Origin of the sequence: Duganella fentianensis (assembly GCF_009857835.1) — a bacterium.
Lineage (GTDB): Bacteria > Pseudomonadota > Gammaproteobacteria > Burkholderiales > Burkholderiaceae_D > Rugamonas > Rugamonas fentianensis.
The window spans coordinates 218,658-239,891 of the sequence record NZ_WWCL01000004.1 but is presented as its reverse complement, the minus strand read 5'-3'; the positions used below and the strand labels follow the sequence as shown (position 1 = coordinate 239,891).

Genomic DNA, 21,234 nt, shown 5'->3' with positions numbered 1-21,234 from the left:
CTCGAAAGATATCCGACAAAAAAAATGGCGCCGCAGCGCCATTTTCTTGCTGTGTTAGCCGATCAGGCCTGTGCCAGCATGGTTTCGGCGTTCGACACTTCGAACTTGCCGCCCTGCTCCACGTTGAGCTGGGTAACCACGCCATCGACCACCAGCATCGAGTAGCGCTGCGAACGGGTGCCCATGCCGAACTTGCTGAAGTCAGCGTCCAGGCCCAGTGCTTTCGAATAGGCGGCGTTACCGTCAGCCATCATACGGACGATGCCGGTGGCTTTCTGGTCGCGGCCCCAGGCGCCCATGACGAAGGCGTCGTTGACGGAAATGCACCAGATTTCGTCCACGCCCTTGGCTTTCAGCGCATCGGCGTGCTGCACATAGCCCGGCACGTGCTGGGCCGAGCAGGTCGGGGTATAAGCGCCTGGCAGGCCGAAGATAGCGATCTTCTTGCCTTTCACCAGATCTTTCACCTGGAAAGTATTCGGGCCCAGCGAGCAACCTTCGGTTTCCGTCTCGATGAATTCGGACAGGGTGCCTTCGGGCAGGGTGTCACCGATCTTGATGGTCATAATAATCTCCGCAATGAATGTAAACAAAAAAGCCGCGCTCTAGCGCGGCCTAAACCGGCATAGAACGCGCAGTATGCCTGAAGCCTGCGGTTCTTGCCGGACGCGGATAAATTTTAGTCAGCTTGCTTGCGCAGGAAGGCTGGAATGTCGTACTGCTCCATACCATTCTTCTCCAGTGCAGCCACTTGCTCGGCGGCCGAATCACGACGCCATACGGCTGGTGCTTTCATGCCGCGCATGGCCGCATTGGCACCGCCGTCGATGCTGCTGCCCACACCCATCGAAACGGTAGTAGCGGCGGCACCGCCCATGGCGGCCGATGGCACCATAGGAGCGTTGTGGGTACCGGTACGCAGCATCTGCTGTGGCACCAGCTGTACATGTTTCTTGGCTTTGCCCAGACCGGTAGCAACCACAGTCACGCGGATGTCGTCACCCATGCTGTCGTCGTAAGCGATACCCTGTGCAATCGAAGCATCCGGTGCAGCGAAGGCGCGTACGGCCGCCATGACTTCCTTGATTTCCTTACCTTTCAGGCCACGGCTGGCGGTCACGTTGACCAGCACGCCACGGGCACCCGACAGATCGACACCGTCCAGCAGTGGCGAAGCCACAGCCTGTTCGGCAGCGATGCGTGCACGGTCGATACCGGAAGCGGTCGCGGTGCCCATCATGGCTTTGCCCTGCTCGCCCATGATGGTCTTCACGTCGTTGAAGTCGACGTTGATGTGGCCAGGCACGTTGATGATCTCGGCGATACCGGCGACAGCGTTGTTCAGCACGTCGTCGGCGTGCTGCAGCCATTCGATCAGCGATTCGTCTTCGTAGATCTCTTCCAGCTTCTCGTTCAGGATCACGATCAGCGAGTCGACATTGGCCGACAGCTGTTCCAGACCTTCGTCAGCGATGTCCATGCACTTCTGGCCTTCGTGCGAGAACGGCTTGGAGACCACCGCTACGGTCAGCGCGCCCAGCGATTTGGCCACTTCGGCCACGATAGGCGCAGCGCCGGTACCGGTACCGCCGCCCATACCGGCAGCGATGAAGACCATGTGTGCGCCACGCAGCGAATCTTCGATGCGCTGACGCGATTCTTCCGCCAGCTGACGGCCGACGTCAGGCTTCATGCCAGCACCCAGACCGGTCTCGCCGATCTGGATGATGTTGTTCGCCTTGGAAGTCGACAGCGCCTGGGCGTCGGTATTGGCGGCGATGAACTCCACGCCGGACATACCTTTGTTAATCATGTGTTGAACTGCATTGCCACCTGCGCCGCCGACTCCGACGACCTTGATGACGGTGCCCAAAGCTGCGTTATCGACCATATCAAACTCCATGATGTGCTCCTATCAGAATGCGGTTTTCAAGCGCCAGGCCTCATATTAGTAGGAGAACTGGAGATTGAAAACTGCGGTTTTTATATAAAAAAGGTTGTGTGTGTTTTGTACTGCAAATACTGCAAAAAAATACGTCAGAAATTACCCAGGAACCATTCCTTCATGCGCTGCCAGACTGCTTTAACCGAACCATCCTGACGCGTGACGATATGCCCGCGCAGATACTGCTTTTTCGCTTCCATCAACAGGCCCAGCACGGTCGCGTAGCGCGGGCTGCGCACCACATCGGCCAGCTGGCCACGGTAGTCGGGCGTGCCCAGACGTGCCGGTTTGAGGAAAATGTCTTCGGCCATTTCCACCATGCCCGGCATGATGGAGCTGCCGCCCGTCAGCACGATGCCCGAGGACAGCACGCCTTCGTAACCCGATTCGCGCACCAGCGTGTGCACCATGGCGAACAGCTCTTCCACGCGCGGCTCGATCACGGCAGCCAGCGCCTGACGCGACAGGGTGCGTGGCGAACGGTCGCCCAGACCCGGCACTTCCAGCGTCTCGCCCGGATCGGCCAGCACCTGTTTGCCCACGCCGTAGCGAATCTTGATTTCCTCTGCTTCTGCCGTCGGCGTACGCAGCGCCATGGCGATATCGCTGGTGATCTGGTCACCGGCAATCGGCAGCACGGCCGTGTGACGGATCGCGCCATCGGAGAACACCGCCACGTCGGTGGTACCGCCGCCGATATCGATCAGCACCACGCCCAGTTCTTTTTCATCGGCCGTCAGCACGGCATCGGCCGAAGCCATAGGCTGCAGGATCAGGTCGGACACTTCCAGACCGCAGCGGCGCACGCACTTGACGATGTTCTGCACAGCCGACACGGCGCCGGTGACGATGTGCACTTTGACTTCCAGACGGATGCCGCTCATGCCGATAGGCTCGCGCACATCTTCCTGATTGTCGACGATGAATTCCTGCGGCACTGTATGCAGCAGCTGCTGGTCGGTCGAGATGTTGACGGCTTTGGCGGTTTCGATCACGCGTGCCACGTCGGTCGCCGTCACTTCCTTGTCCTTGATGGCCACCATGCCGCTGGAATTGAAGCTGCGGATATGGCTGCCCGCGATACCGGCATACACGTTGCGGATCTTGCAGTCGGCCATCAGCTCGGCCTCTTCCAGCGCGCGCTGGATCGATTCCACCGTTGCCTCGATGTTGACCACCACGCCTTTTTTCAGACCCCGCGATTCGTGCTGACCCAGCCCGATCACTTCGTGGCGCCCGTCGGCCATTACTTCGGCCACCACGGCCACCACTTTCGAGGTGCCGATATCGAGGCCGACGATCAGGTTTTTCGCGTCTTTAGTCATGTCTTTTAACCTACTCTCTTACCCGCTGATGCTGCTATGTTTTGTGGTTAGTCTTAACAACGTTTGTTCTGTGCTGCGTGTTCCGTACTGCCTAGCGTACTACCGTCACCGGCTTGGGTTTCGCGCCTTCGGCCGGTATCTTGAGGCCTTTGGCACTGAGCGCCAGTCCGTTCTGATAACGCATATCGATAGTCTCGATGTTCTGCAGATGCGTTACCAGTTGCGGATAAATGCCCGTCAGCCGGTCTACCCTTTCCTTCAGTGTGGTGCTGCTCTGTTCCCGTCCCAGCGCTACGCTCATGCCGTTATTCAGCCGCACGGTCCACGCATACCGGCTCGATAACGACAGCGCTTCCGGTACCAGCTTGAGCGGCGCGAACCATTTGCGCAACTCGCTATAACGCGACAGTACTTCCTTCTCGCTGCCTTCCGGTCCTTCAAACTCCGGCAGCACATGATCCTCTTCCGCTTCGGCCAGATTGGCGGTGAAGATATCGCCCTTCACCGACAGCAGCCGCCCATCTTCGCCCCACGTGCCCAGCGCTTCATGCTCTTCCAGCGCCACGATCAGCTGGTTAGGCCATTCGCGCCGGATGGTGGCACGGCGTACCCACGGCACCGACTCGAAAGCCTGACGCACTGCATCGAGATCGGTGGTGAAAAAATTCCCCTTGATCTTGCCCAGCACGTTGTTCCGCAAGGTCAGGTTATTCACATGCCTTAACTCGTCCTCGCCCATCGTTTCAACCCGGATGGTGCGCAGATTGAACATCGGCCGCTGCGACACCCACCACACTCCGGAGGCAATGCACGCCAACAGCGTCAGCACGAACAGCGTGCTCGAAGTTGCATTCAATGCCTTTACGTCTTGCCACATCCTGCTACTTAACCCTTCATCTTCAAACGTGCGCTAGCCAGAATCTCGACACACAGATCTTCATAGCTGATACCCAGCGCGCGTGCCGCCATCGGCACCAGCGAGTGACCCGTCATGCCGGGAGAAGTATTCACCTCCAGCAGATAAGGCTTCTGGTCACGCTCGCGCAGCAGCACGTCCACCCGTCCCCAGCCTTCGCAACCAAGTGCGCGGTAGGCTTCCACCGCGATACGCTGCATCTCGGCCGTCAGTTCGGCCGGCAGTTGCGCCGGGCAGAAGTACTGGGTGTCGTCGCTGAAGTACTTGTTCTGGTAATCGTAATTGCCTTGCGGTGCAACGATTTCCACCACCGGCAGTGCACGCGCAGCAGCACCGGCGCCCAGCACGGCCACGGTGAACTCGCGCCCCGTGATGAATTCTTCCGCCAGCACGGCATCGTCCAGCGCTGCCGCCACATCGTAGGCCGCCTTCAGTGCGCCCGCTTCATTCACTTTGGTGATGCCGATGGTCGAACCTTCATGCGGCGGTTTGACGATCAGCGGCAGACCCAGATCGGCGCACACTGCAGCCAGATCGGACTGCGCGTTCAGCACCGCATAGCGCGGGGTCGGCAGACCGGCCGCCAGCCAGACGATCTTGGTAGTGATCTTGTCCATGCCCACGGCGCTGGCCATCACGCCGCTGCCCGTGTAAGGAATGCCCAGCAGTTCCAGCGCGCCCTGCAGGCTGCCGTCTTCGCCGTAGCGGCCGTGCAGCGCGATGAACACGCGGTCGAATTTTTCGGCGGCCAGTTCGGCCAGCGAGCGCTCGCCCGTATCGAACAGGTGAGCGTCGATACCTTTGCTCTGCAGCGCTTTGGCCACACCGGTGCCGGACATGATGGACACTTCGCGTTCGGCGGAACGGCCGCCGAACAGCACGCCCACTTTGCCGTATGCTTTAGCCTCGGTTGCAATTGCTTGATTCACGTTCAGACCTTAGGATAGTTAGTCAGTTTGGCTGGGACGCCGCTGATCGAGCCTGCGCCCATGGTGAGTACGACGTCACCGTCGCGCACCACGCCCATAATGGTTTCCGGCATATCGCCGATCGCCTCAACAAAAATCGGTTCGGTTTTACCGCGTGCCCGCAGCGCATGCGCCAGCGAGCGGCCATCGGCAGCCACAATCGGGGCTTCGCCGGCGGCATACACTTCGGCCAGCACCAGCACATCGGCATGGCCCAGCACTTTGACGAAATCTTCGAACAGGTCGCGCGTACGGGTGTAGCGGTGTGGCTGGAAAGCCAGCACCAGACGGCGACCGGGGAAAGCCGCGCGGGCAGCCGCCAGCGTGACTTCGGTTTCCACTGGATGGTGGCCGAAATCGTCCACCAGCGCAAAGCTGCCACCAGCGGGAATGGCGACGTCGCCATAGCGGGTGAAGCGGCGGCCTACACCGGCAAAACCGGCCAGACCGGCTTGCGTATGCTGGTCTTCGATACCGATCTCGCGGGCGATTGCCACAGCCGAGCAGGCATTCTGCACATTGTGCAGGCCGGGCTGATTCAGCACCACATCCAGATCAGGGTAGCCTTCCTGGATCACGGTGAAGTGCATTTCCACGCCCACGGCGCGGGCATTCACGGCACGCACTTCGGCTTCCTCATGGAAGCCGTAGGTGGTGACCGGCTTGGTCACGTACGGGATGATGGCGCGTACGTGCGGATCATCGATACACAGCATGGCGCGGCCGTAGAACGGCAGACGGTGGGTGAACTGCACGAAAGCCTGCTTGAGCTTTTCGAAATCGTGCTCGTAGGTTTCCATGTGATCGGCGTCGATATTGGTGATCACTTCTATCATCGGCGACAGATTCAGGAACGAGGCATCCGATTCGTCGGCTTCTGCCACCAGATAGTCGCCCGTGCCCAGTTTGGCGTTGGCGCCAGCCGCCGTCAGACGGCCACCGATGACGAAGGTAGGATCGAGCCCGCCCTGTGCCAGTACGGAAGCCACCAGACTGGTGGTGGTGGTTTTGCCGTGGGTGCCGGCGATGGCGATGCCGCGCTTGAGGCGCATCAGTTCGCCTAGCATGACGGCGCGTGGCACGATAGGAATCTTGCGGCTGCGCGCAGCCACGACTTCCGGATTGTCCTGCTGTACGGCGGTCGACGTCACGACGGCATCGGCCGCGCCGATGTTCTCGGCCGCATGGCCCTGATGCACGGTGGCGCCCATATCAGCCAGCCGCTGGGTCACAGCGTTGCTGCCCAGATCGGAGCCCGATACCGTATAGCCCAGCGTCAGCAGCACTTCGGCGATGCCGCTCATGCCGCTGCCGCCGATGCCGACGAAGTGTATATTCTGTACTTTATGCTTCATGTCAGTTGTTCCAATACCTGAGCGATCGCGTCATTCGCATCGCGTTTACCTGCGCCCAGTGCGGCCGTTGCCATTTCGAGGCAGGCGCCACGGGTCAGGGATTCCAGCAGCGCAGCCATGCTGCGGGCGCTCAATTCTGTCTGCGGCAGATGGATAGCCGCCTTCTGTGCCGCCATCCACTGCGCGTTGTCGCGCTGATGGCTGGTGGTCGATGCCACCAGCGGCACCAGCACGCTGGCCACGCCGGCCGCCGTCAGTTCCGACACGGTGATGGCACCGGCGCGGCAGATTACCAGATCGGCCACGCTGTAGGCGCCCGCCATATCGTCGATGAAATCCACCACATTCGCGCTCACGCCAGCCTGCGCATAGGCGGCGCGCAGCGCATCGATATTCTTCTTGCCCGACTGGTGAGTGACCAGCGGACGCTGAGCTTCAGGGATCAGCGCCAGCGCTGCCGGCAGGCTGTCGTTGAGCGCCCTGGCACCCAGACTGCCGCCCACCACGAGGATGCGCAGCGGCCCTGTGCGGCCAGCGAAGCGCTGCACCGGCAGCGCCATTTCCAGAATTTCCTTGCGCACCGGATTGCCGCTCACCACAGCCTTGCTGGCAGCATTGCCGAAGTTGGCAGGGAAGCCGAAGCACACGCGCTGGGCAAACGGCACCAGCGTTTTGTTCGACAGCAGCAGGGCCGCATCGGCATTCACCAGCACCAGCGGCACACCGCGCAGGCGTGCCATCAGGCCGCCCGGCACCGTCACATAGCCGCCCATGCCCAGCACCACATCCGGCTTGCGCCGGCCGATAAAGCGGAAGCAATCGGCGAAGGCCTGCACCATCTTGAAGGCGCCGCCCAGCGTATGCTGCCAGCCTTTGCCGCGCATGCCGGTGAAGTTAATGCTATCCATGGCCACGCCCTGCTTGGGCACCAGTTCCTGCTCCATGCCAGCCTGCGTACCGAGCCAGCTGACTTCCCAGCCGCGCGCGCGCATGGTGTGCGCAATCGCCAGACCGGGGAAAATATGACCGCCCGTACCGGCCGCCATAATCATCAATCGTTTCATAATCTGCCACCTCGCATCAGGACCCGGTTCTCGTAATCGATCCGGAGCAGGATCGCGAGTCCGACGCAATTAATTACAACACCCGTACCGCCATAGCTCATCAGCGGCAGGGTCAGCCCCTTGGTCGGCAGAAGACCAAGGTTCACACCCATGTTAATAAAGGTCTGCACACCAATCCAGATGCCTATGCCCTTGGCCGTCAGGCCGGCAAAAGTCTGGTCGATGGCGATGGCCTGACGGCCGATATCGAAGGCGCGCTTGATCAGCCAGTAGAACATGGCGATCACCACCAGCACGCCCACCAGTCCCAGCTCCTCGCCGATCACGGCCAGCAGGAAGTCGGTATGGGCTTCCGGCAGGTAGTGCAGTTTTTCCACGCTGCCGCCCAGCCCTACGCCGAAGATTTCGCCGCGGCCGAAGGCAATCAGCGAGTGGGTCAGCTGGTAAGCCTTGTTGAGGGCATTGTCTTCTTCCCACGGATTGAGGTAGGCGAAATAGCGCTCGCGGCGGAATTTGGACAGCGCGATGATGGACGCAAAGATCAGCGCCAGCAGCGCACCGATGCCGCCGAACCAGATCACATTGATCCCGCCCAGGAACAGGATGCCCATGGCGATGCAGACGATCACGCCGAAGGCGCCAAGGTCGGGCTCCAGCAGCAGCAGGCCACCGACGAAAGCCACCGCAGCAGCCATGGGCAGGAAGCCCTTGGTCAGCTTGTGCATGTATTCCTGCTTGCGCACCGTGTAGTCGGCCGCGTACAGCACGATCACCACTTTCATCAGCTCGGACGGCTGCACATTGAACACTTTCAGCGACAGCCAGCGGCGGCCACCGTTCACCACCACGCCGAGGCCGGGAATCAGCACCGCCACCAGCAGCACCAGCGTGCCGATGAACAGATACGGCGCAGCCTTCTGCAGATCGGCGATGCGGATGCGGAATACGAACAGCGCAGCCACCAGCGATACGGCCACGAACATGGCCTGACGCTGCAGGAAGTAGGTATTCTGCCAGCGCACATAGTTGGCGAACTTGGGCGAATCGGGCAGCGAGATGGAAGCCGAATACACCATCACCATACCGAGCAGCATCAGCAGCAGCGTGACCCACACCAGCGGCTGATCGTACTCCATCATTTTCGACAGCCGTGCGCGGCTGTCCATCGACGGCGTCGATTTCTCAGCAAAGCGGAACGGCATCTGGAAGGCCATTAGAGCTCCTGTCCGGCGTCGAGGGCGATATCGCGCACGGTGGCTATGAACACCTGAGCGCGATGCGCGTAGTTCTTGAACATGTCCATGCTGGCGCAGGCAGGCGACAGCAGCACGGCATCGCCACTGTGGGCCAGTGCGGCGGCGCGTTTGACGGCGGCCGGCAGATCCGTGCCGCAGTCTTCCAGCACTACGCCGCTATCCTGCAGGGCAGCGCGCAGCTGCGGTGCGTCGCGGCCGATCAGCAGCACGGCGCGGACATAGCGGCTGACAGGATCGGCCAGCGGCGCGAAATCCTGCCCTTTGCCGTCGCCACCCATGATGACGACCAGGCGCTGCTCGGCACCGGCGAAGGCTTTGCCCAGACCGATCAGTGCAGCCACGGTGGCGCCCACATTGGTGCCTTTGCTGTCGTCGTAGTATTCGACGTCGTGGATGGAGGACACCAGTTCCACACGGTGCGGCTGGCCGCGATATTCGCGCAGGCCATGCAGCAACGGTGCCAGCGGCAGATCGATGGCGCGGCACAGGGCCAGCGCAGCCAGCGCATTGGCCGCATTGTGTACGCCGCGAATCTGCAGCGCATCGGCCGGCATCAAATTCTTCACCATGCATTCCACGGGCGGTGGCGGCGGATCGTTCTTGCGGCGTTTCTTCGGTTCGCCCTCTTCTTCCACCGGCACGGCCGTGGCCAGCCACAGTACGCCGCGTTCCGTGTTCAGGCCCAGATCATCGCGCAGCACGGGAGCGTCCGTACCGAAGGTGACGTTCTGGCCGGTGGCGCTGGCCATACGCATCACGGTGGCATCGTCACGGTTCAGCACGCGCACGGTGTCGGCTGCGAAGATGCGGTGTTTGGCAGCGGCATAGGAAGCCATGTCGCCGTGCCAGTCCAGATGGTCTTGCGTGACGTTCAGCACGGTGGCTGCATCGGCTTCCAGCGTAAAGGTAGTCTGCAGCTGGAAGCTGGAAAGTTCCAGCACCCAGACTTCCGGCAGCGTGCCGCTGTCGCTGACCTGACGCAGCACGTCCAGCGCGGCAGGGCTGATGTTGCCGGCTACACGCACGGTCTTGCCGGCGCGTTCGCACAGCTGGCCCACCAGCGTGGTGACCGTGGTTTTGCCATTGGTGCCAGTAATGGCGATGACTTTCGGCGCATAGCCTTGCTGTTCCTTCAGCGCTTCCAGCGCCTGCGCGAACAGTTCGATCTCGCCCCACACAGGGATATTCGCAGCGGCAGCGGCCGGCGCGATCTGCGCCAGTTCGCGGTTAGGTGCCAGGCCGGGGCTGACGGTAACGAAGTCCACGCCCTGCAGCAGATCGGCCGTGAACGGGCCGGCGACAAATTCCGCATCCGGCACGGACAGGCGCAGCGCCGGCAAACGCTCGGGCGACTCGCGCGTATCGGCCACGCGCACGCGTGCGCCACTGCGGGCCAGCCACAGTGCCATAGCCAGACCGGACTCTCCGAGTCCGAGTACCAGTGCGTTTTTGCCGTCGTAGATCATTAGCGCAGTTTCAGAGTCGACAAACCTATCAGTACCAGCATCATCGTGATAATCCAGAAGCGCACGACAACCTGGGTCTCTTTCCAGCCCTTTTGTTCGAAGTGGTGGTGCAGCGGTGCCATCAGGAACACGCGACGGCCTACGCCGAAACGCTTCTTGGTGTATTTGAACCAGCCCACCTGAATAATCACGGACACGGTTTCGGCCACGAAGATGCCGCCCATAATGAACAGGACGATTTCCTGACGCACGATCACGGCGATGGTACCCAGCGCGCCGCCCAGTGCCAGCGCACCCACGTCGCCCATGAACACTTGCGCAGGGTGGGTGTTAAACCACAGGAAGGCCAGACCGGCGCCAGCCAGCGCACCGCAGAAGATAATCAGCTCGCCTGCGCCCGGAATGTGCGGGATCAACAGGTATTTCGAATACGTGGCGCTACCGGTCAGGTAGGCGAACAGGCCCAGTGCCGCACCCACCATGATGGTCGGCATGATGGCCAGACCATCCAGACCGTCGGTGAAGTTCACCGCATTGCTGGTGCCGACGATCACGCAGTAGGTCAGCGCGATAAAGCCCCATACGCCGAGCGGATAGCTGATCGATTTGAAGAACGGCACGATCAGGTCAGCCTTGGGCGGCAGATCCATCGAGAAGCCCGACTGCACCCAGGCGTAGAACAGTTCGAAAACTTTCGAGGCATTCGGGGCCGACACGGAGAAGGCCAGATACAGTGCGGCGGCGATGCCGACCAGCGACTGCCAGAAGTATTTTTCGGCTGAGCGCATGCCCTCAGGGTCCTGACGCACCACCTTGCGGTAGTCATCTACCCAGCCCACCGCGCCGAAGCCCAGCGTCACCACCAGCACCGGCCAGATCAGACGGTTGGACAGGTCGCACCACAGCAGCGTGGATACACCGATAGCGATCAGCACCAGCACGCCACCCATGGTCGGGGTGCCGTGTTTTTTCAGGTGGGTCTGCGGGCCATCGGTACGCACGGCCTGGCCGTACTTCATGGCGGTCAGCTTGCGGATCACGGCCGGACCGGCGCACAGGCCGATCAGCAGCGCCGTCGCAGTGGCGAACACGGCGCGGAAGGTAATGAAGTTGAAGACCCGGAGTGGCCCGAGGTCCTGCTGGAAGTATTGCGCGAGCCAGAGCAGCATGATTAGTGTGTTTCCTTGTTAGCTTGTTGCGATCCAATCAAATGCTGCACGACCCGCTCCATTTTCATGAAACGGGAGCCCTTGATTAATACGGTTGCCTGTGGCGTGACGGCGGCATCGACTGCCGCAATCAGATCGCCGAACTGATCGAAATGACGCACTACCCCGCCATGCATGTGGCGGGCCAGTTCGCCCGTTACCAGCACCTGTTCGATGCCTTTCATTTGCGCATAAGCGCTAATCTCTTCGTGGAACTCGCGACCGAGGCTGCCCACTTCACCCATATCACCGAGCACCAGCACGCGCGGTGCGGCAGCCTTGGCCAGCACTTCGATGGCAGCGCGCACGGAATCCGGATTGGCGTTATAGGTATCGTCGATCACCAGCGCGCCATTGCTGGCGGTCTTGCGCTGCAGACGGCCGCTGACCGGCGCGAAAGTATCGAGACCCAGCTTGATCTGTTCCAGCGCAATGCCTGCCCCATAGGTGCAGGCCACGGCAGCCAGCGCATTGAGTACGTTGTGCACGCCGGCCGCCTGCAGGTTGACGAAGAACTGCTGCGCTTCGCCCTCGCCTTCCTGCACGGTGATGAACATCTCGCTGCCGAAATCATTAGCGCGGAAGCTGCAGCGCACTTCGGCGCCCACATCCAGACCGAAGCGCAGCACGCGGCGGCTACCGGCCAGCTGCTGCCAGATAGGCGAATACTGGTCGCCGAACGGGAACACCGCCACGCCGTCAGGCGGCAGGCTGGCCAGCACGGCGCCATTTTCATGCGCCACCGCTTCGACCGTGTGCATGAATTCCTGATGTTCGCGCTGGGCGTTGTTGACCATGGCGATGGTCGGTGCTGCAATCGCGCTCAGACGGGCGATTTCACCCGGATGGTTCATGCCCAGTTCCACCACGGCGGACTGCTGCCTGGCTTCCATGCGGAACAGTGTGAGCGGTACGCCGATCTCGTTATTCAGATTGCCGCGCGTGGCCAGACGGCCTTCTTCGCCGTGGGCTGCCGCCAGTATCGAGGCGATCATTTCCTTGACCGTGGTCTTGCCATTGCTGCCCGTGACCGCGATGACAGGCATGGCGAACTGGCTGCGCCAGTAGTTGGCGATCTGGCCCAGTGCTACCAGCGTATCCGGCACCACCAGCGCTGGCAGCGTCCAGCCTTCCGGCAGCTCTTCTACCACCACGGCCGCCGCGCCTTTCTCGGCCACTTGTGCCAGGAACTGGTGCGCATCGAATACTTCGCCGCGCAGCGCGACAAACAGCGAACCGGCAGCCACACTGCGGCTGTCGGTCGAGACACCGTTGAACGCAACTTCGCCGCCAGTGCTATTCACCAGCTGCGCGCCCGTCAGTGCAGGCAGAATTTGTGCGAGTACAGCGCGCATTAATTCGGCCTCATCATGGTTAAACGTGCCGACAGCGCCAGCTGGGCGTGGTCAGCGTCGGAGAATGGCAGTTTCTTACCCTTGATTTCCTGATACGGCTCGTGGCCTTTGCCCGCCAGCAGTATCACATCCGTCTTGGCCGCATGCTTGATGGCGGACAGGATGGCGGCCGCGCGGTCAGCCTGCTGCTGCACGCTCGATGCCGGATTCGCCAGGTCCATACCGGCCACGATCTGGGCGATGATGGACTGCGGATCTTCGCTGCGCGGATTGTCGCTGGTGACCAGCACATGGTCGGCAATCTGGGCAATCTTGCCCATCTGCGGACGCTTGCCCGGGTCGCGGTCGCCGCCGCAGCCGAACACGCACCACAGCTGGCCGGCGCGGTCGCTGGCGACGCTGCGCAGCGCCAGCAGGGTCTTTTCCAGTGCATCAGGCGTATGGGCGTAATCGATCACGATCAGCGGCGCATCCTGACCACCGACCTGCTGCATGCGGCCCGGTGCCGGCTGCAGTGCTTCAACCGATTCAATGGCAGCGCGCAGGCCCAGACCTTTGGCCAGCAGCGCCCCCATCACACCGAGGGCATTGCTAATGTTGAAGTGGCCCACCAGCTGGGTTTTGATCATGGCAGCGCCCAGTGGGCATTCCAGATGGAATTCGGTACCGCCGCTACGACCGGAGCGCAGCTGGCTGGCGCGCAGCATCAGCACGCCGTCGATATCGGGCTGGCCGGCAGCATCCTGCAGGGTGTAGCCGATCAGCGGCATGGCACCGGCCAGCGCAGCCTTGGCTTTCAGGCTGTGCATCAGGCGCACACCGGCCGCATCGTCCAGATTGATCACGGCAGTTTTCAGGCCGGGCCAGTCGAACAGGCGGGCCTTGGCAGCCTCGTAGGCTTCCATGGTGCCGTGGTAATCGAGGTGATCGCGCGTCAGGTTGGTGAACAGGGCCACATCGAAGTGCATACCGGCCACACGGCCCTGCTCCAGCGCGTGCGAGGAGACTTCGATGGCCAGCGCACCGGCGCCCTGCTCGCGCAGCTGTGCCAGCGTGCGGCCCAGCAGCACGGCGTCCGGCGTGGTGTAGCCGGTGGCTTCGAATTCCACTTCGCCACGGGCGCGGAACATGCCCACGCCGAGCGTGCCGACGACGGCAGTCAGCTCGCCAGCGCGCGAAAGCGCCTGACCGAGCCACACAGCGCTGGAAGTCTTGCCGTTGGTGCCGGTCACGCCGACCGTGAACATGGCCGCATCGGGCTGCTCGTAATAGGCGTGCACGATGGCGCCGGCCTGCTGTTTCAGCTGTTCTACCGTGATATACGGGATTTTCCAGCTGGCGTTCCAGCTGAAGCCTGCGGGGTCGAGCACGATCAGGGCGGCACCCTGTTCGATAGCGCCTTCGATGAAGTTGCGGCCATCAGCGGCGTCACCGCTGGCTGCTGCAAAAGCAAAGAAGACGTCGCCCAGCTTGATGCGGCGCGAATCCGACGCCAGCTGCGCACCGGGCGCCAGCTTGCGGATGGTCGCGGCGATGGCCTGTACGTCTGCCATGGGGGCGAAGTTATAAGTCGTCACATTTTCTCCTGTGCTGCTTTATCAGGAATGATGATATGGGTGAGGGTCGAATCCGGCGTGATGTTCTTGGCACGCAGAGCGTTGGCGGCCAGCTCCGAAAACACGGGGCCTGCCACGTCGCCGCCGACGTGCACCGGACCACCCGGTTCGTCGATCATCACGGCGATGATGAAACGCGGATTCGTCATCGGCGCCATGCCGACGAAGTTACCGATGTATTTGGATTGCGAGTAGCGGCCGTTGACCACCTTCTGGGCGGTACCGGTTTTGCCGCCGACGCGGTAGCCGGGCACCTGCGCCTTGACGGCAGAGCCGCCAGGCTGGGTTACCATTTCCAGCATCTCGCGCATCTGTGCGGCCGTCTTGGCACTGATTACCTGCGTGCCGTGCGGCGCTTCGTGCACCTTCTGGAACGACAGCGGAATGATGTCGCCGTCACGCGCGAAGATCATGTAGGCACGGGCCAGCTGGATCAGCGAGACCGAGATACCCTGACCGAAACTCATATTCGCCTGTTCCACCGGACGCCACGATTTATATGGACGCACTCGGCCAGCCACGGCACCGGGGAAGCCCCACTTGGGCTGCTGGCCGAAACCGACCTTGGTGAACATTTCCCACATATCCTGCGACGGCATGCCCAGTGCGATCTTGGACGTGCCGATATTCGAAGACTTCTGGATAATCGTCTGCACATCGATCACGAAGTGCGGGTGGGTATCGTGGATCACGTGGTCGGCAATCACCATCGAGCCGTTACCGGTATCGAACATGGTGTGCGGGGTGATGCGTTTTTCATCCAGCGCCAGACCCACGGTGAACGGTTTCAGCGACGAGCCGGGCTCGAAGGTGTCCGTCATCACGCGGTTACGCAGCTGTTCGCCGGTCAGCTTGGAGCGGTCGTTCGGGTTGTAGGTCGGCCAGTTAGCCAGCGCCAGCACTTCGCCCGTGTGCACGTCGAGCACCACGGCGGCACCGGCCTTGGCGTGGAATTTCTCCACCGCGTCTTTCACCTGCGTGAAGGCGATGTACTGGATCTTGCTGTCGATCGACAGGGTCAGGTCCTTGCCGTCATGCGGTTCGCGCACCGACTGGATATCTTCCACGATGCGGCCCAGACGGTCCTTGATGACGCGGCGGCTGCCCGGCTGGCCCACCAGATTCTTCTGCTGCGCCAGTTCCATCGATTCCTGGCCGATGTCTTCCACATTGGTGAAACCCACCACGTGGGTAGTCACTTCGCCCTGCGGGTAGTAGCGCTTGTATTCTTTACGGGTCTGTATGCCTTCCAGACCCAGCTTGGCGATCTGCTCGGCCACTTCCGGCTCCACCTGACGTTTCAGGTAGACGAAGCTGCGGTCCGAATCGAGTTTCTTCTGCAGTTCGGCATCGCTGATTTCCAGCAGACGGGCCAGTTCTTTCAGCTTGGCCTTGGGCGCATTCTGCAGATCATCGGGAATCGCCCAGATAGCTTTCACGGGCAGCGAGGACGCCAGCACCTGACCGTCACGGTCGGTGATCTTGCCGCGCGTGGCCGGCAGATCGATGGTACGGGCATAGCGGATTTCGCCCTGCTTCTGCAGGAACTGGGTGGACAGGCCTTGCAGCCAGAGAGCACGGCCGGCCAGTGCGGCGAAAGCGGCAAACAGTACGAACAGCACCACGCGCGAACGCCATACGGGCAGACGCACTGCCAGTACGGGGCTCTTGGAGAATGGCACGCCTTTAGAGGCGGCCACGCGGGACGAGTTCAGACTGCTGCCGCGGCTCATTTCGATCCTTCCGGCGTCAGGTACTGCGTGCGGGCGGCCGTCAGCGGCGTCATATTCATTTCGCGGCGGGCGATTTCTTCGATACGCGCATGCTTGCCCAGCGTCGACTGATCGAGCTGCAGCTGGGCCCATTCGATATCGAGCTGACGGGCCTGCGACTGGGTGCGTTCCAGTTCGATGAACAGGTGGCGCGCCTGATACTGGGCGTTCACCAGCGACAGCGCGCAGGCCACCAGCAGCGCCGTCAGGAACAGGTTGATCTTGCCGCTCATGCCGCCCCCTTCGCTGCCACCGGCAGACGGCGTGCTACGCGCATCACGGCGGAGCGGGCGCGCGGGTTCTCGTCCACTTCGGCGTCGGATGGCTTGATCTTGGCCAGCAGCTTGAGTTCGGGCTGCGGCAGATCGATAGCGCGGATAGGCAGACGGCGGTCGGGCTGCTCGACATTCGCCTTGGCGGCGAGGAAACGCTTGACCATGCGGTCTTCCAGCGAGTGGAAGCTGATGATGGCCATGATGCCGCCCGGTGCCAGACTGGCCCAGGCCTGATTCAGCCCGGTCTCGAGGTCTTCAAGCTCTTTATTGATGAAAATCCGGATAGCTTGAAAAGTACGGGTGGCCGGATCCTTGCCCTTTTCCCGAGTCTTGACCGCGCCTGCCACGATGCCGGCAAGCTGTCGTGTGCTTGAAATTGGCTCGACTGCCCGGCGAGCAACAATCGCCTTTGCAATCTGAAAAGCAAACCGTTCTTCCCCATATTCTCTGATCACCTTTTCCAGTGTCTGTTCGGATTCTGTGGCAAGCCACTCGGCCGCCGACAGGCCACGCGTGGTATCCATGCGCATGTCGAGCGGACCATCATTGCGGAAACTGAAACCGCGTGAAGCATCGTCCACCTGAGGCGAGGAGATGCCGAGATCGAGCAAAATGCCATCCACGGCGCTGACGCCACGTTCGGCCAGCGCGTCATGCATGGTGGCGAAGCTGTCGTGCACGATACTGAAGCGGCTGTCCTGCACCTGCTCCGCCGTGGCGATAGCCTGCAAATCCTTGTCGAAAGCGATCAGACGGCCGTTGGCAGCGAGGCGCGACAGGATCAGGCGCGAGTGGCCGCCACGGCCAAAGGTGCCGTCCACATACACGCCGTCGGCGCGAGCGCCAGCCAGTTCGAGTGCGTCGACCGCTTCGTTAAGCAGCACCGTACGATGCTGAAATTCAGGCACCGATGTCATCGTCATCCCAGTGCCTTAGAAAGAGAAATTAGCCAGTACATCCGGGGTGCCAGCTTCCAGAGCCTGCTGCTCTTTCTCGGCCATCTTGGCGGCATCCCAGATTTCGAAATGAGAACCCATACCCATCATCATCACTTCGCGGTCGATGCCGACAGCCGCGCGCAGTTCCGGCGAAACCAGAATGCGGCCGGCCGTGTCGAGTTCGACGTCGGTGGCATAACCGAGGAAGATGCGCTGCCATGCGCGGGCCTGCATAGGCCAGGCGGCAATCTGCTGACGGTGCTGTTCCCACACGGGACGGGGGAATAACATGACGCAGCCATCGGGGTGACGGGTGAGCGTGAGGCGGCCTTCGCACTGGATCGCAAGCGCGTCACGATACTTGGCAGGGATAGCCATCCTGCCTTTCGCATCGAGATTGATTGCAGACGCACCTTGAAACACGGAATACCTCACTTGGGTTAGCGGCGCGTGGTCAGTGCTGTTTTTGGTTCCATCTCCCCCGCCGCTAAGTCGGGTGAAATTTCCCACAAAATGACACTTTTCCACACATGTGCCCACTTTAGAGGATGGCTGATCCGTGGTCAAGCGGTTTCAGGCAATCGAAACACCGATTTTAGTAATGAAATTAAGGACTTAGCGCAATTCGTTGAAGCCGGATAGAAATAAAATAATCAGCCAAATTAAGTACTTATGCCGGACAGTGAAAGTGCTACTTCACGTATGCACATGGGTTTCTGGCGAATTTGCTATGCTGAATTAATTGCACATAGTTGCAGCGCGACAACATCGCGGTGCCAAATCGGCAACACTGAGGCTGGGTGATGGAGACTTTAGGCGGGGATTAGCAGGAAGATCGCAGCAAGTGCGGCAGTGGTGACAGTGGCGCCATTATAACAGGCAGAGGACACAGCCCCTGGCCCGGCCAGCGCTAGCGGGCAAACAGCGCGCCTTCCACCTGCGCCAGAATCACGGCCATGCCGCCTGCCGACTTCAGGGCACGGGCATGGCGGCGGCAAGCTTCGGCCACTGCCGGACTTTCCAGCAGAGCTTGCAGGCGCTGCTGCAGTCCCCGCGCCGACAGGCGCTTGGCCAGCAGCACCTGCGCCACGCCCAGCTGGCGCGCGCGCAGGCCGTTATCGAACTGGTCGTAGGCAAACGGCACGATCAGCTGCGGCGTGGCGCTGCGCAGCGCCTCGGCCAGCGTACCGATGCCGCCATGGTGGACGATGGCCGCCACCTGTGGCAGCAGCGCGCTGAACGGCGCTTGCGCCACCCACATCACGTTGGCCGGCAACCGGGCCGGTAACTGGGCCCGGTGCGGCGTCACCAGCAGGCCGCGCCGGCCCAGCCGCTGCAAGGCCTGCAAAGCCGCGGCGAAATACTCGGCCGCGTGCTGGTGGCCCGTGCCCGCGGTGAATAGTACAGGCGCATCGCCGGCGGCCAGAAACTGTGCCAGTTCCGGCGCCAGCGCCGCCGCAGGAGCGGCATCGGCCAGTACGAAACTGGCAGAGCTGAAGGGCTGCGGCCAGTCCGGCTGGGGCGCGGCATACCATTCGGGGAACAGGCCTAGCGAAGCGTCGGGCGCATTGAACATATGCTCGAAGAAGTGCGGCACGGGCACCATGCCGTACTGGCTGCGGCGTGCATTCAGGCCGGGCAGCATGACGGGATCTATCATGTGCTGGTGGATCATGCGCCACAGCGCCTGGCGCCAGCCCAGCGGCACCCAGCGCGGCACGGGCAGCGAACCGGCGCACAGCATGTCATGGCTGCTGCACAGATTGGACGGCGCCAGATAGGCGCTGACAATGCGCAGATCGGGCCGCACGGTACGGGCGATGGCCGCCATCGGCACCAGTATGGGGTGGCTGAGCACCACGCATTCCTGCTGCGCCGGCAGCTGGCGCAGCAGCTCGCGCATGGCATCCAGATACGGCACCAGCCCGTTCCAGATCACGCCCCAGCCGCGCCGCTCGTCCCACAGGGCCGGATCGTCCAGCATGCTCTGGAAGGCGGCCGGAGTGGAAAAACTCTGGCAAGGCAGGCCCGCTTCGGTCACCAGCGCGGCGTGGAAGGCCGGCGCCAGCATCAGCACCTGATGGCCGCGCTGCTGCAAGGCCCGGCCCAGCGCGATAAACGGATACATATCGCCGCCCGTGCCGCTCGCGGCCACGATTACCAGAGGCTGTGCTACATCGAAGGGGCTAGGAGTCGGCATACGCTAGGCTCTCGAAAGTTGAGATGGCGGCTTAATCGGCGGGCAGTTCCCAGCCGCGCGAACGTTCGACGGCGCGCTGCCACTGACCCATCAGTTCCAGCCGGCGCTGTTCCGGCATGGCCGGCTCGAAGCGCCGTTCGCAGCGCCACTGGGCGCGGATTTCCTCCTGCGTCTCCCAGTAGCCCACGGCCAGTCCGGCCAGATAGGCGGCACCGAGCGCCGTGGTTTCCGTTACGGTGGGCCGGATCACGGGCACGCCGAGCAGGTCGGCCTGGAACTGCATCAGCATATTGTTGCAGGCGGCGCCGCCATCGGCCCGCACCTCCGTCAGCGGTATCTGCCGGTGCGCGGCCGCCACATCTTTCTGCATCGCGGCCATCAGTTCGGCACTCTGGTAGGCAATCGCTTCCAGCGCGGCGCGCGCGATGTGGCCACGGTTGCTGCCGCGGCTCAGGCCCACCAGCGTGCCGCGCGCATACGGGTCCCAGTGCGGCGCACCGAGGCCGACGAAGGCCGGCACCATATACACACCGCCACTATCGGGCACGCTGGCCGCCAGCGCTTCTACTTCGGACGACTGGCTGATGATGCCCAGCCCGTCGCGCAGCCACTGCACGGTAGCGCCGCCCATGAATACACTGCCCTCCAGCAGATAGTCGGTGGCACCATCGACGCGCCAGCCTACCGTGGTCAGCAGACGGTTGTGCGAAGCCACCGGATGACGGCCCAGATGCATCAGCATGAAACAGCCCGTGCCATAAGTGTTTTTCACCATGCCGGGGGTCATACAGGCCTGACCGAAGGTGGCGGCCTGCTGGTCGCCGGCGATGCCGGCCACGGGAATCTCGGCGCCAAACAGGGCGGCATGGGTGGTCCCCACTTCCTCGCTGGACGACACCACTTGCGGCAGCAATTCCTCGGGAATATCGAACAGGTGCAGCAGATCGCTGTCCCAGCGCATCAGGTGTATGTTGAACAGCATGGTGCGCGAGGCATTGCTGACGTCCGTCACGTGCTGGCCGGTCAGCTTATAAGTGAGCCAGCTATCGATCGTGCCGAAGGCCAGTGCACCGCGTCTGGCCCGCTCGCGTGCGCCGGGCACGTGGTCGAGCAGCCATTTCAGCTTGGTGGCGGAAAAATAGGCATCCAGTTCCAGCCCCGACGCATCGGCGATCAGCTTGGCTTTGCCTTCAGCGCGCAGTTGCTGGCACAGGTCAGCCGTACGGCGGTCCTGCCAGACGATGGCAGGGGCGATCGGTTCGCCGCTCTTGCGGTCCCACACCAGCGTAGTCTCGCGCTGGTTGGCGATGCCGATGGCAGCGATCTGCGCGCCGCTCACGCCATGCTCGTGCAGCACTTTGCGCGCTACCGTCAGCTGGCTATTCCAGATTTCGTTGGGGTCGTGTTCCACCCAGCCGGACTGAGGGAAATGCTGGGGAAATTCCTGCGCGGCGCTGGCGCAGATCTGCCCGGCGCGATCGAACAGAATCGCGCGCGAGCTGGTCGTGCCCTGATCGAGGGCCAGTATGTAGTGTTTCATCGGCATCGTCCCCGTAGGCGTCGTGCTGCACGCCG

The 21,234-nt window shown here is 62.1% G+C and carries 18 protein-coding genes; all 18 read right to left on the bottom strand.

Translation table 11 applies throughout. From position 1 onward, the window contains the following. Positions 1-62: 62 nt before the first annotated feature. The 18 genes from GTP23_RS18155 to glpK all read right to left on the bottom strand — a co-directional run bounded on the left by GTP23_RS18155 (position 63) and on the right by glpK (position 21,199). Positions 63-566, bottom strand: coding sequence for a peroxiredoxin (locus tag GTP23_RS18155; protein WP_155434372.1), 504 nt, complete (start codon positions 564-566; stop codon positions 63-65). A 113-nt stretch (positions 567-679) separates the two neighbouring features. Beyond that, positions 680-1,903 (bottom strand): cell division protein FtsZ, encoded by a 1,224-nt coding sequence (gene ftsZ / locus GTP23_RS18150; protein ID WP_161036417.1) that lies wholly within the window; start codon positions 1,901-1,903, stop codon positions 680-682. Positions 1,904-2,037: 134 nt separating this feature from the next. Further along, on the bottom strand, positions 2,038-3,270 hold the full coding sequence (ftsA, locus tag GTP23_RS18145; protein ID WP_155434370.1) for a cell division protein FtsA: 1,233 nt from the start codon (positions 3,268-3,270) through the stop codon (positions 2,038-2,040). A gap of 91 nt (positions 3,271-3,361) precedes the next feature. Then, on the bottom strand, positions 3,362-4,147 hold the full coding sequence (locus tag GTP23_RS18140; RefSeq protein ID WP_161036416.1) for a cell division protein FtsQ/DivIB: 786 nt from the start codon (positions 4,145-4,147) through the stop codon (positions 3,362-3,364). An 8-nt stretch (positions 4,148-4,155) separates the two neighbouring features. Further along, positions 4,156-5,115, bottom strand: a complete 960-nt coding sequence (locus GTP23_RS18135) for a D-alanine--D-alanine ligase (protein ID WP_371866944.1) — start codon at positions 5,113-5,115, stop codon at positions 4,156-4,158. A gap of 2 nt (positions 5,116-5,117) precedes the next feature. Then, positions 5,118-6,509: a UDP-N-acetylmuramate--L-alanine ligase gene (murC, locus tag GTP23_RS18130; protein ID WP_161036415.1), complete on the bottom strand. Its 1,392-nt coding sequence runs from the start codon at positions 6,507-6,509 to the stop codon at positions 5,118-5,120. After that, positions 6,506-7,573 carry an undecaprenyldiphospho-muramoylpentapeptide beta-N-acetylglucosaminyltransferase gene (gene murG, locus GTP23_RS18125; RefSeq protein ID WP_229256163.1) on the bottom strand — a complete coding sequence of 356 codons (1,068 nt, stop codon included), beginning with the start codon at positions 7,571-7,573 and terminating at the stop codon, positions 6,506-6,508. The genes murC and murG overlap by 4 nt, the downstream gene beginning before the upstream one ends. Further along, positions 7,570-8,787: a putative lipid II flippase FtsW gene (ftsW, locus tag GTP23_RS18120; RefSeq protein WP_161036414.1), complete on the bottom strand. Its 1,218-nt coding sequence runs from the start codon at positions 8,785-8,787 to the stop codon at positions 7,570-7,572. The genes murG and ftsW overlap by 4 nt, the downstream gene beginning before the upstream one ends. Then, entirely contained in the window at positions 8,787-10,295 is a 1,509-nt protein-coding gene (gene murD / locus GTP23_RS18115) for a UDP-N-acetylmuramoyl-L-alanine--D-glutamate ligase (RefSeq protein ID WP_161036413.1), read from the bottom strand. The genes ftsW and murD overlap by 1 nt, the downstream gene beginning before the upstream one ends. Beyond that, positions 10,295-11,464 (bottom strand): phospho-N-acetylmuramoyl-pentapeptide-transferase, encoded by a 1,170-nt coding sequence (gene mraY, locus GTP23_RS18110; RefSeq protein WP_155434364.1) that lies wholly within the window; start codon positions 11,462-11,464, stop codon positions 10,295-10,297. Before mraY ends, murD begins: the two co-directional genes overlap by 1 nt. Before the next feature lie 2 nt (positions 11,465-11,466). Continuing rightward, positions 11,467-12,858, bottom strand: a complete 1,392-nt coding sequence (locus GTP23_RS18105; protein ID WP_161036412.1) for a UDP-N-acetylmuramoyl-tripeptide--D-alanyl-D-alanine ligase — start codon at positions 12,856-12,858, stop codon at positions 11,467-11,469. Next, positions 12,858-14,411, bottom strand: coding sequence for a UDP-N-acetylmuramoyl-L-alanyl-D-glutamate--2,6-diaminopimelate ligase (locus GTP23_RS18100; RefSeq protein WP_161036804.1), 1,554 nt, complete (start codon positions 14,409-14,411; stop codon positions 12,858-12,860). Before GTP23_RS18100 ends, GTP23_RS18105 begins: the two co-directional genes overlap by 1 nt. A 20-nt stretch (positions 14,412-14,431) precedes the next feature. Then, a complete protein-coding gene (locus GTP23_RS18095) occupies positions 14,432-16,207 on the bottom strand; it encodes a peptidoglycan D,D-transpeptidase FtsI family protein (protein WP_161036411.1) in 1,776 nt (591 codons plus the stop codon). Further along, positions 16,204-16,479, bottom strand: coding sequence for a cell division protein FtsL (ftsL, locus tag GTP23_RS18090; RefSeq protein WP_161036410.1), 276 nt, complete (start codon positions 16,477-16,479; stop codon positions 16,204-16,206). The genes GTP23_RS18095 and ftsL overlap by 4 nt, the downstream gene beginning before the upstream one ends. After that, positions 16,476-17,444 (bottom strand): 16S rRNA (cytosine(1402)-N(4))-methyltransferase RsmH, encoded by a 969-nt coding sequence (gene rsmH, locus GTP23_RS18085; protein WP_161036409.1) that lies wholly within the window; start codon positions 17,442-17,444, stop codon positions 16,476-16,478. The genes ftsL and rsmH overlap by 4 nt, the downstream gene beginning before the upstream one ends. Before the next feature lie 9 nt (positions 17,445-17,453). Beyond that, positions 17,454-17,882 carry a division/cell wall cluster transcriptional repressor MraZ gene (gene mraZ / locus GTP23_RS18080; RefSeq protein WP_161036408.1) on the bottom strand — a complete coding sequence of 143 codons (429 nt, stop codon included), beginning with the start codon at positions 17,880-17,882 and terminating at the stop codon, positions 17,454-17,456. A 487-nt stretch (positions 17,883-18,369) separates the two neighbouring features. Beyond that, complete coding sequence (locus tag GTP23_RS18075) at positions 18,370-19,659, bottom strand: glycosyltransferase (protein WP_161036407.1); 1,290 nt, start codon at positions 19,657-19,659, stop codon at positions 18,370-18,372. A gap of 31 nt (positions 19,660-19,690) precedes the next feature. Further along, positions 19,691-21,199 (bottom strand): glycerol kinase GlpK, encoded by a 1,509-nt coding sequence (gene glpK / locus GTP23_RS18070; protein ID WP_161036406.1) that lies wholly within the window; start codon positions 21,197-21,199, stop codon positions 19,691-19,693. Between the last annotated feature and the right edge of the window lie 35 nt (positions 21,200-21,234).

Coding starts and splice junctions, on each gene's coding strand:
- GTP23_RS18100 (WP_161036804.1), bottom strand. CDS start 14,411: ATGGCAGACGTACAGGCCATCGCCGCGACCATCCGCAAGCTGGCGCCC.
- ftsA (WP_155434370.1), bottom strand. CDS start 3,270: ATGACTAAAGACGCGAAAAACCTGATCGTCGGCCTCGATATCGGCACC.
- rsmH (WP_161036409.1), bottom strand. CDS start 17,444: ATGACGATGACATCGGTGCCTGAATTTCAGCATCGTACGGTGCTGCTT.
- ftsZ (WP_161036417.1), bottom strand. CDS start 1,903: ATGGAGTTTGATATGGTCGATAACGCAGCTTTGGGCACCGTCATCAAG.
- murD (WP_161036413.1), bottom strand. CDS start 10,295: ATGATCTACGACGGCAAAAACGCACTGGTACTCGGACTCGGAGAGTCC.
- glpK (WP_161036406.1), bottom strand. CDS start 21,199: ATGAAACACTACATACTGGCCCTCGATCAGGGCACGACCAGCTCGCGC.
- GTP23_RS18095 (WP_161036411.1), bottom strand. CDS start 16,207: ATGAGCCGCGGCAGCAGTCTGAACTCGTCCCGCGTGGCCGCCTCTAAA.
- murC (WP_161036415.1), bottom strand. CDS start 6,509: ATGAAGCATAAAGTACAGAATATACACTTCGTCGGCATCGGCGGCAGC.
- ftsL (WP_161036410.1), bottom strand. CDS start 16,479: ATGAGCGGCAAGATCAACCTGTTCCTGACGGCGCTGCTGGTGGCCTGC.
- murG (WP_229256163.1), bottom strand. CDS start 7,573: ATGAAACGATTGATGATTATGGCGGCCGGTACGGGCGGTCATATTTTC.
- GTP23_RS18105 (WP_161036412.1), bottom strand. CDS start 12,858: ATGCGCGCTGTACTCGCACAAATTCTGCCTGCACTGACGGGCGCGCAG.
- mraY (WP_155434364.1), bottom strand. CDS start 11,464: ATGCTGCTCTGGCTCGCGCAATACTTCCAGCAGGACCTCGGGCCACTC.
- GTP23_RS18075 (WP_161036407.1), bottom strand. CDS start 19,659: ATGCCGACTCCTAGCCCCTTCGATGTAGCACAGCCTCTGGTAATCGTG.
- GTP23_RS18140 (WP_161036416.1), bottom strand. CDS start 4,147: ATGTGGCAAGACGTAAAGGCATTGAATGCAACTTCGAGCACGCTGTTC.
- GTP23_RS18155 (WP_155434372.1), bottom strand. CDS start 566: ATGACCATCAAGATCGGTGACACCCTGCCCGAAGGCACCCTGTCCGAA.
- ftsW (WP_161036414.1), bottom strand. CDS start 8,787: ATGGCCTTCCAGATGCCGTTCCGCTTTGCTGAGAAATCGACGCCGTCG.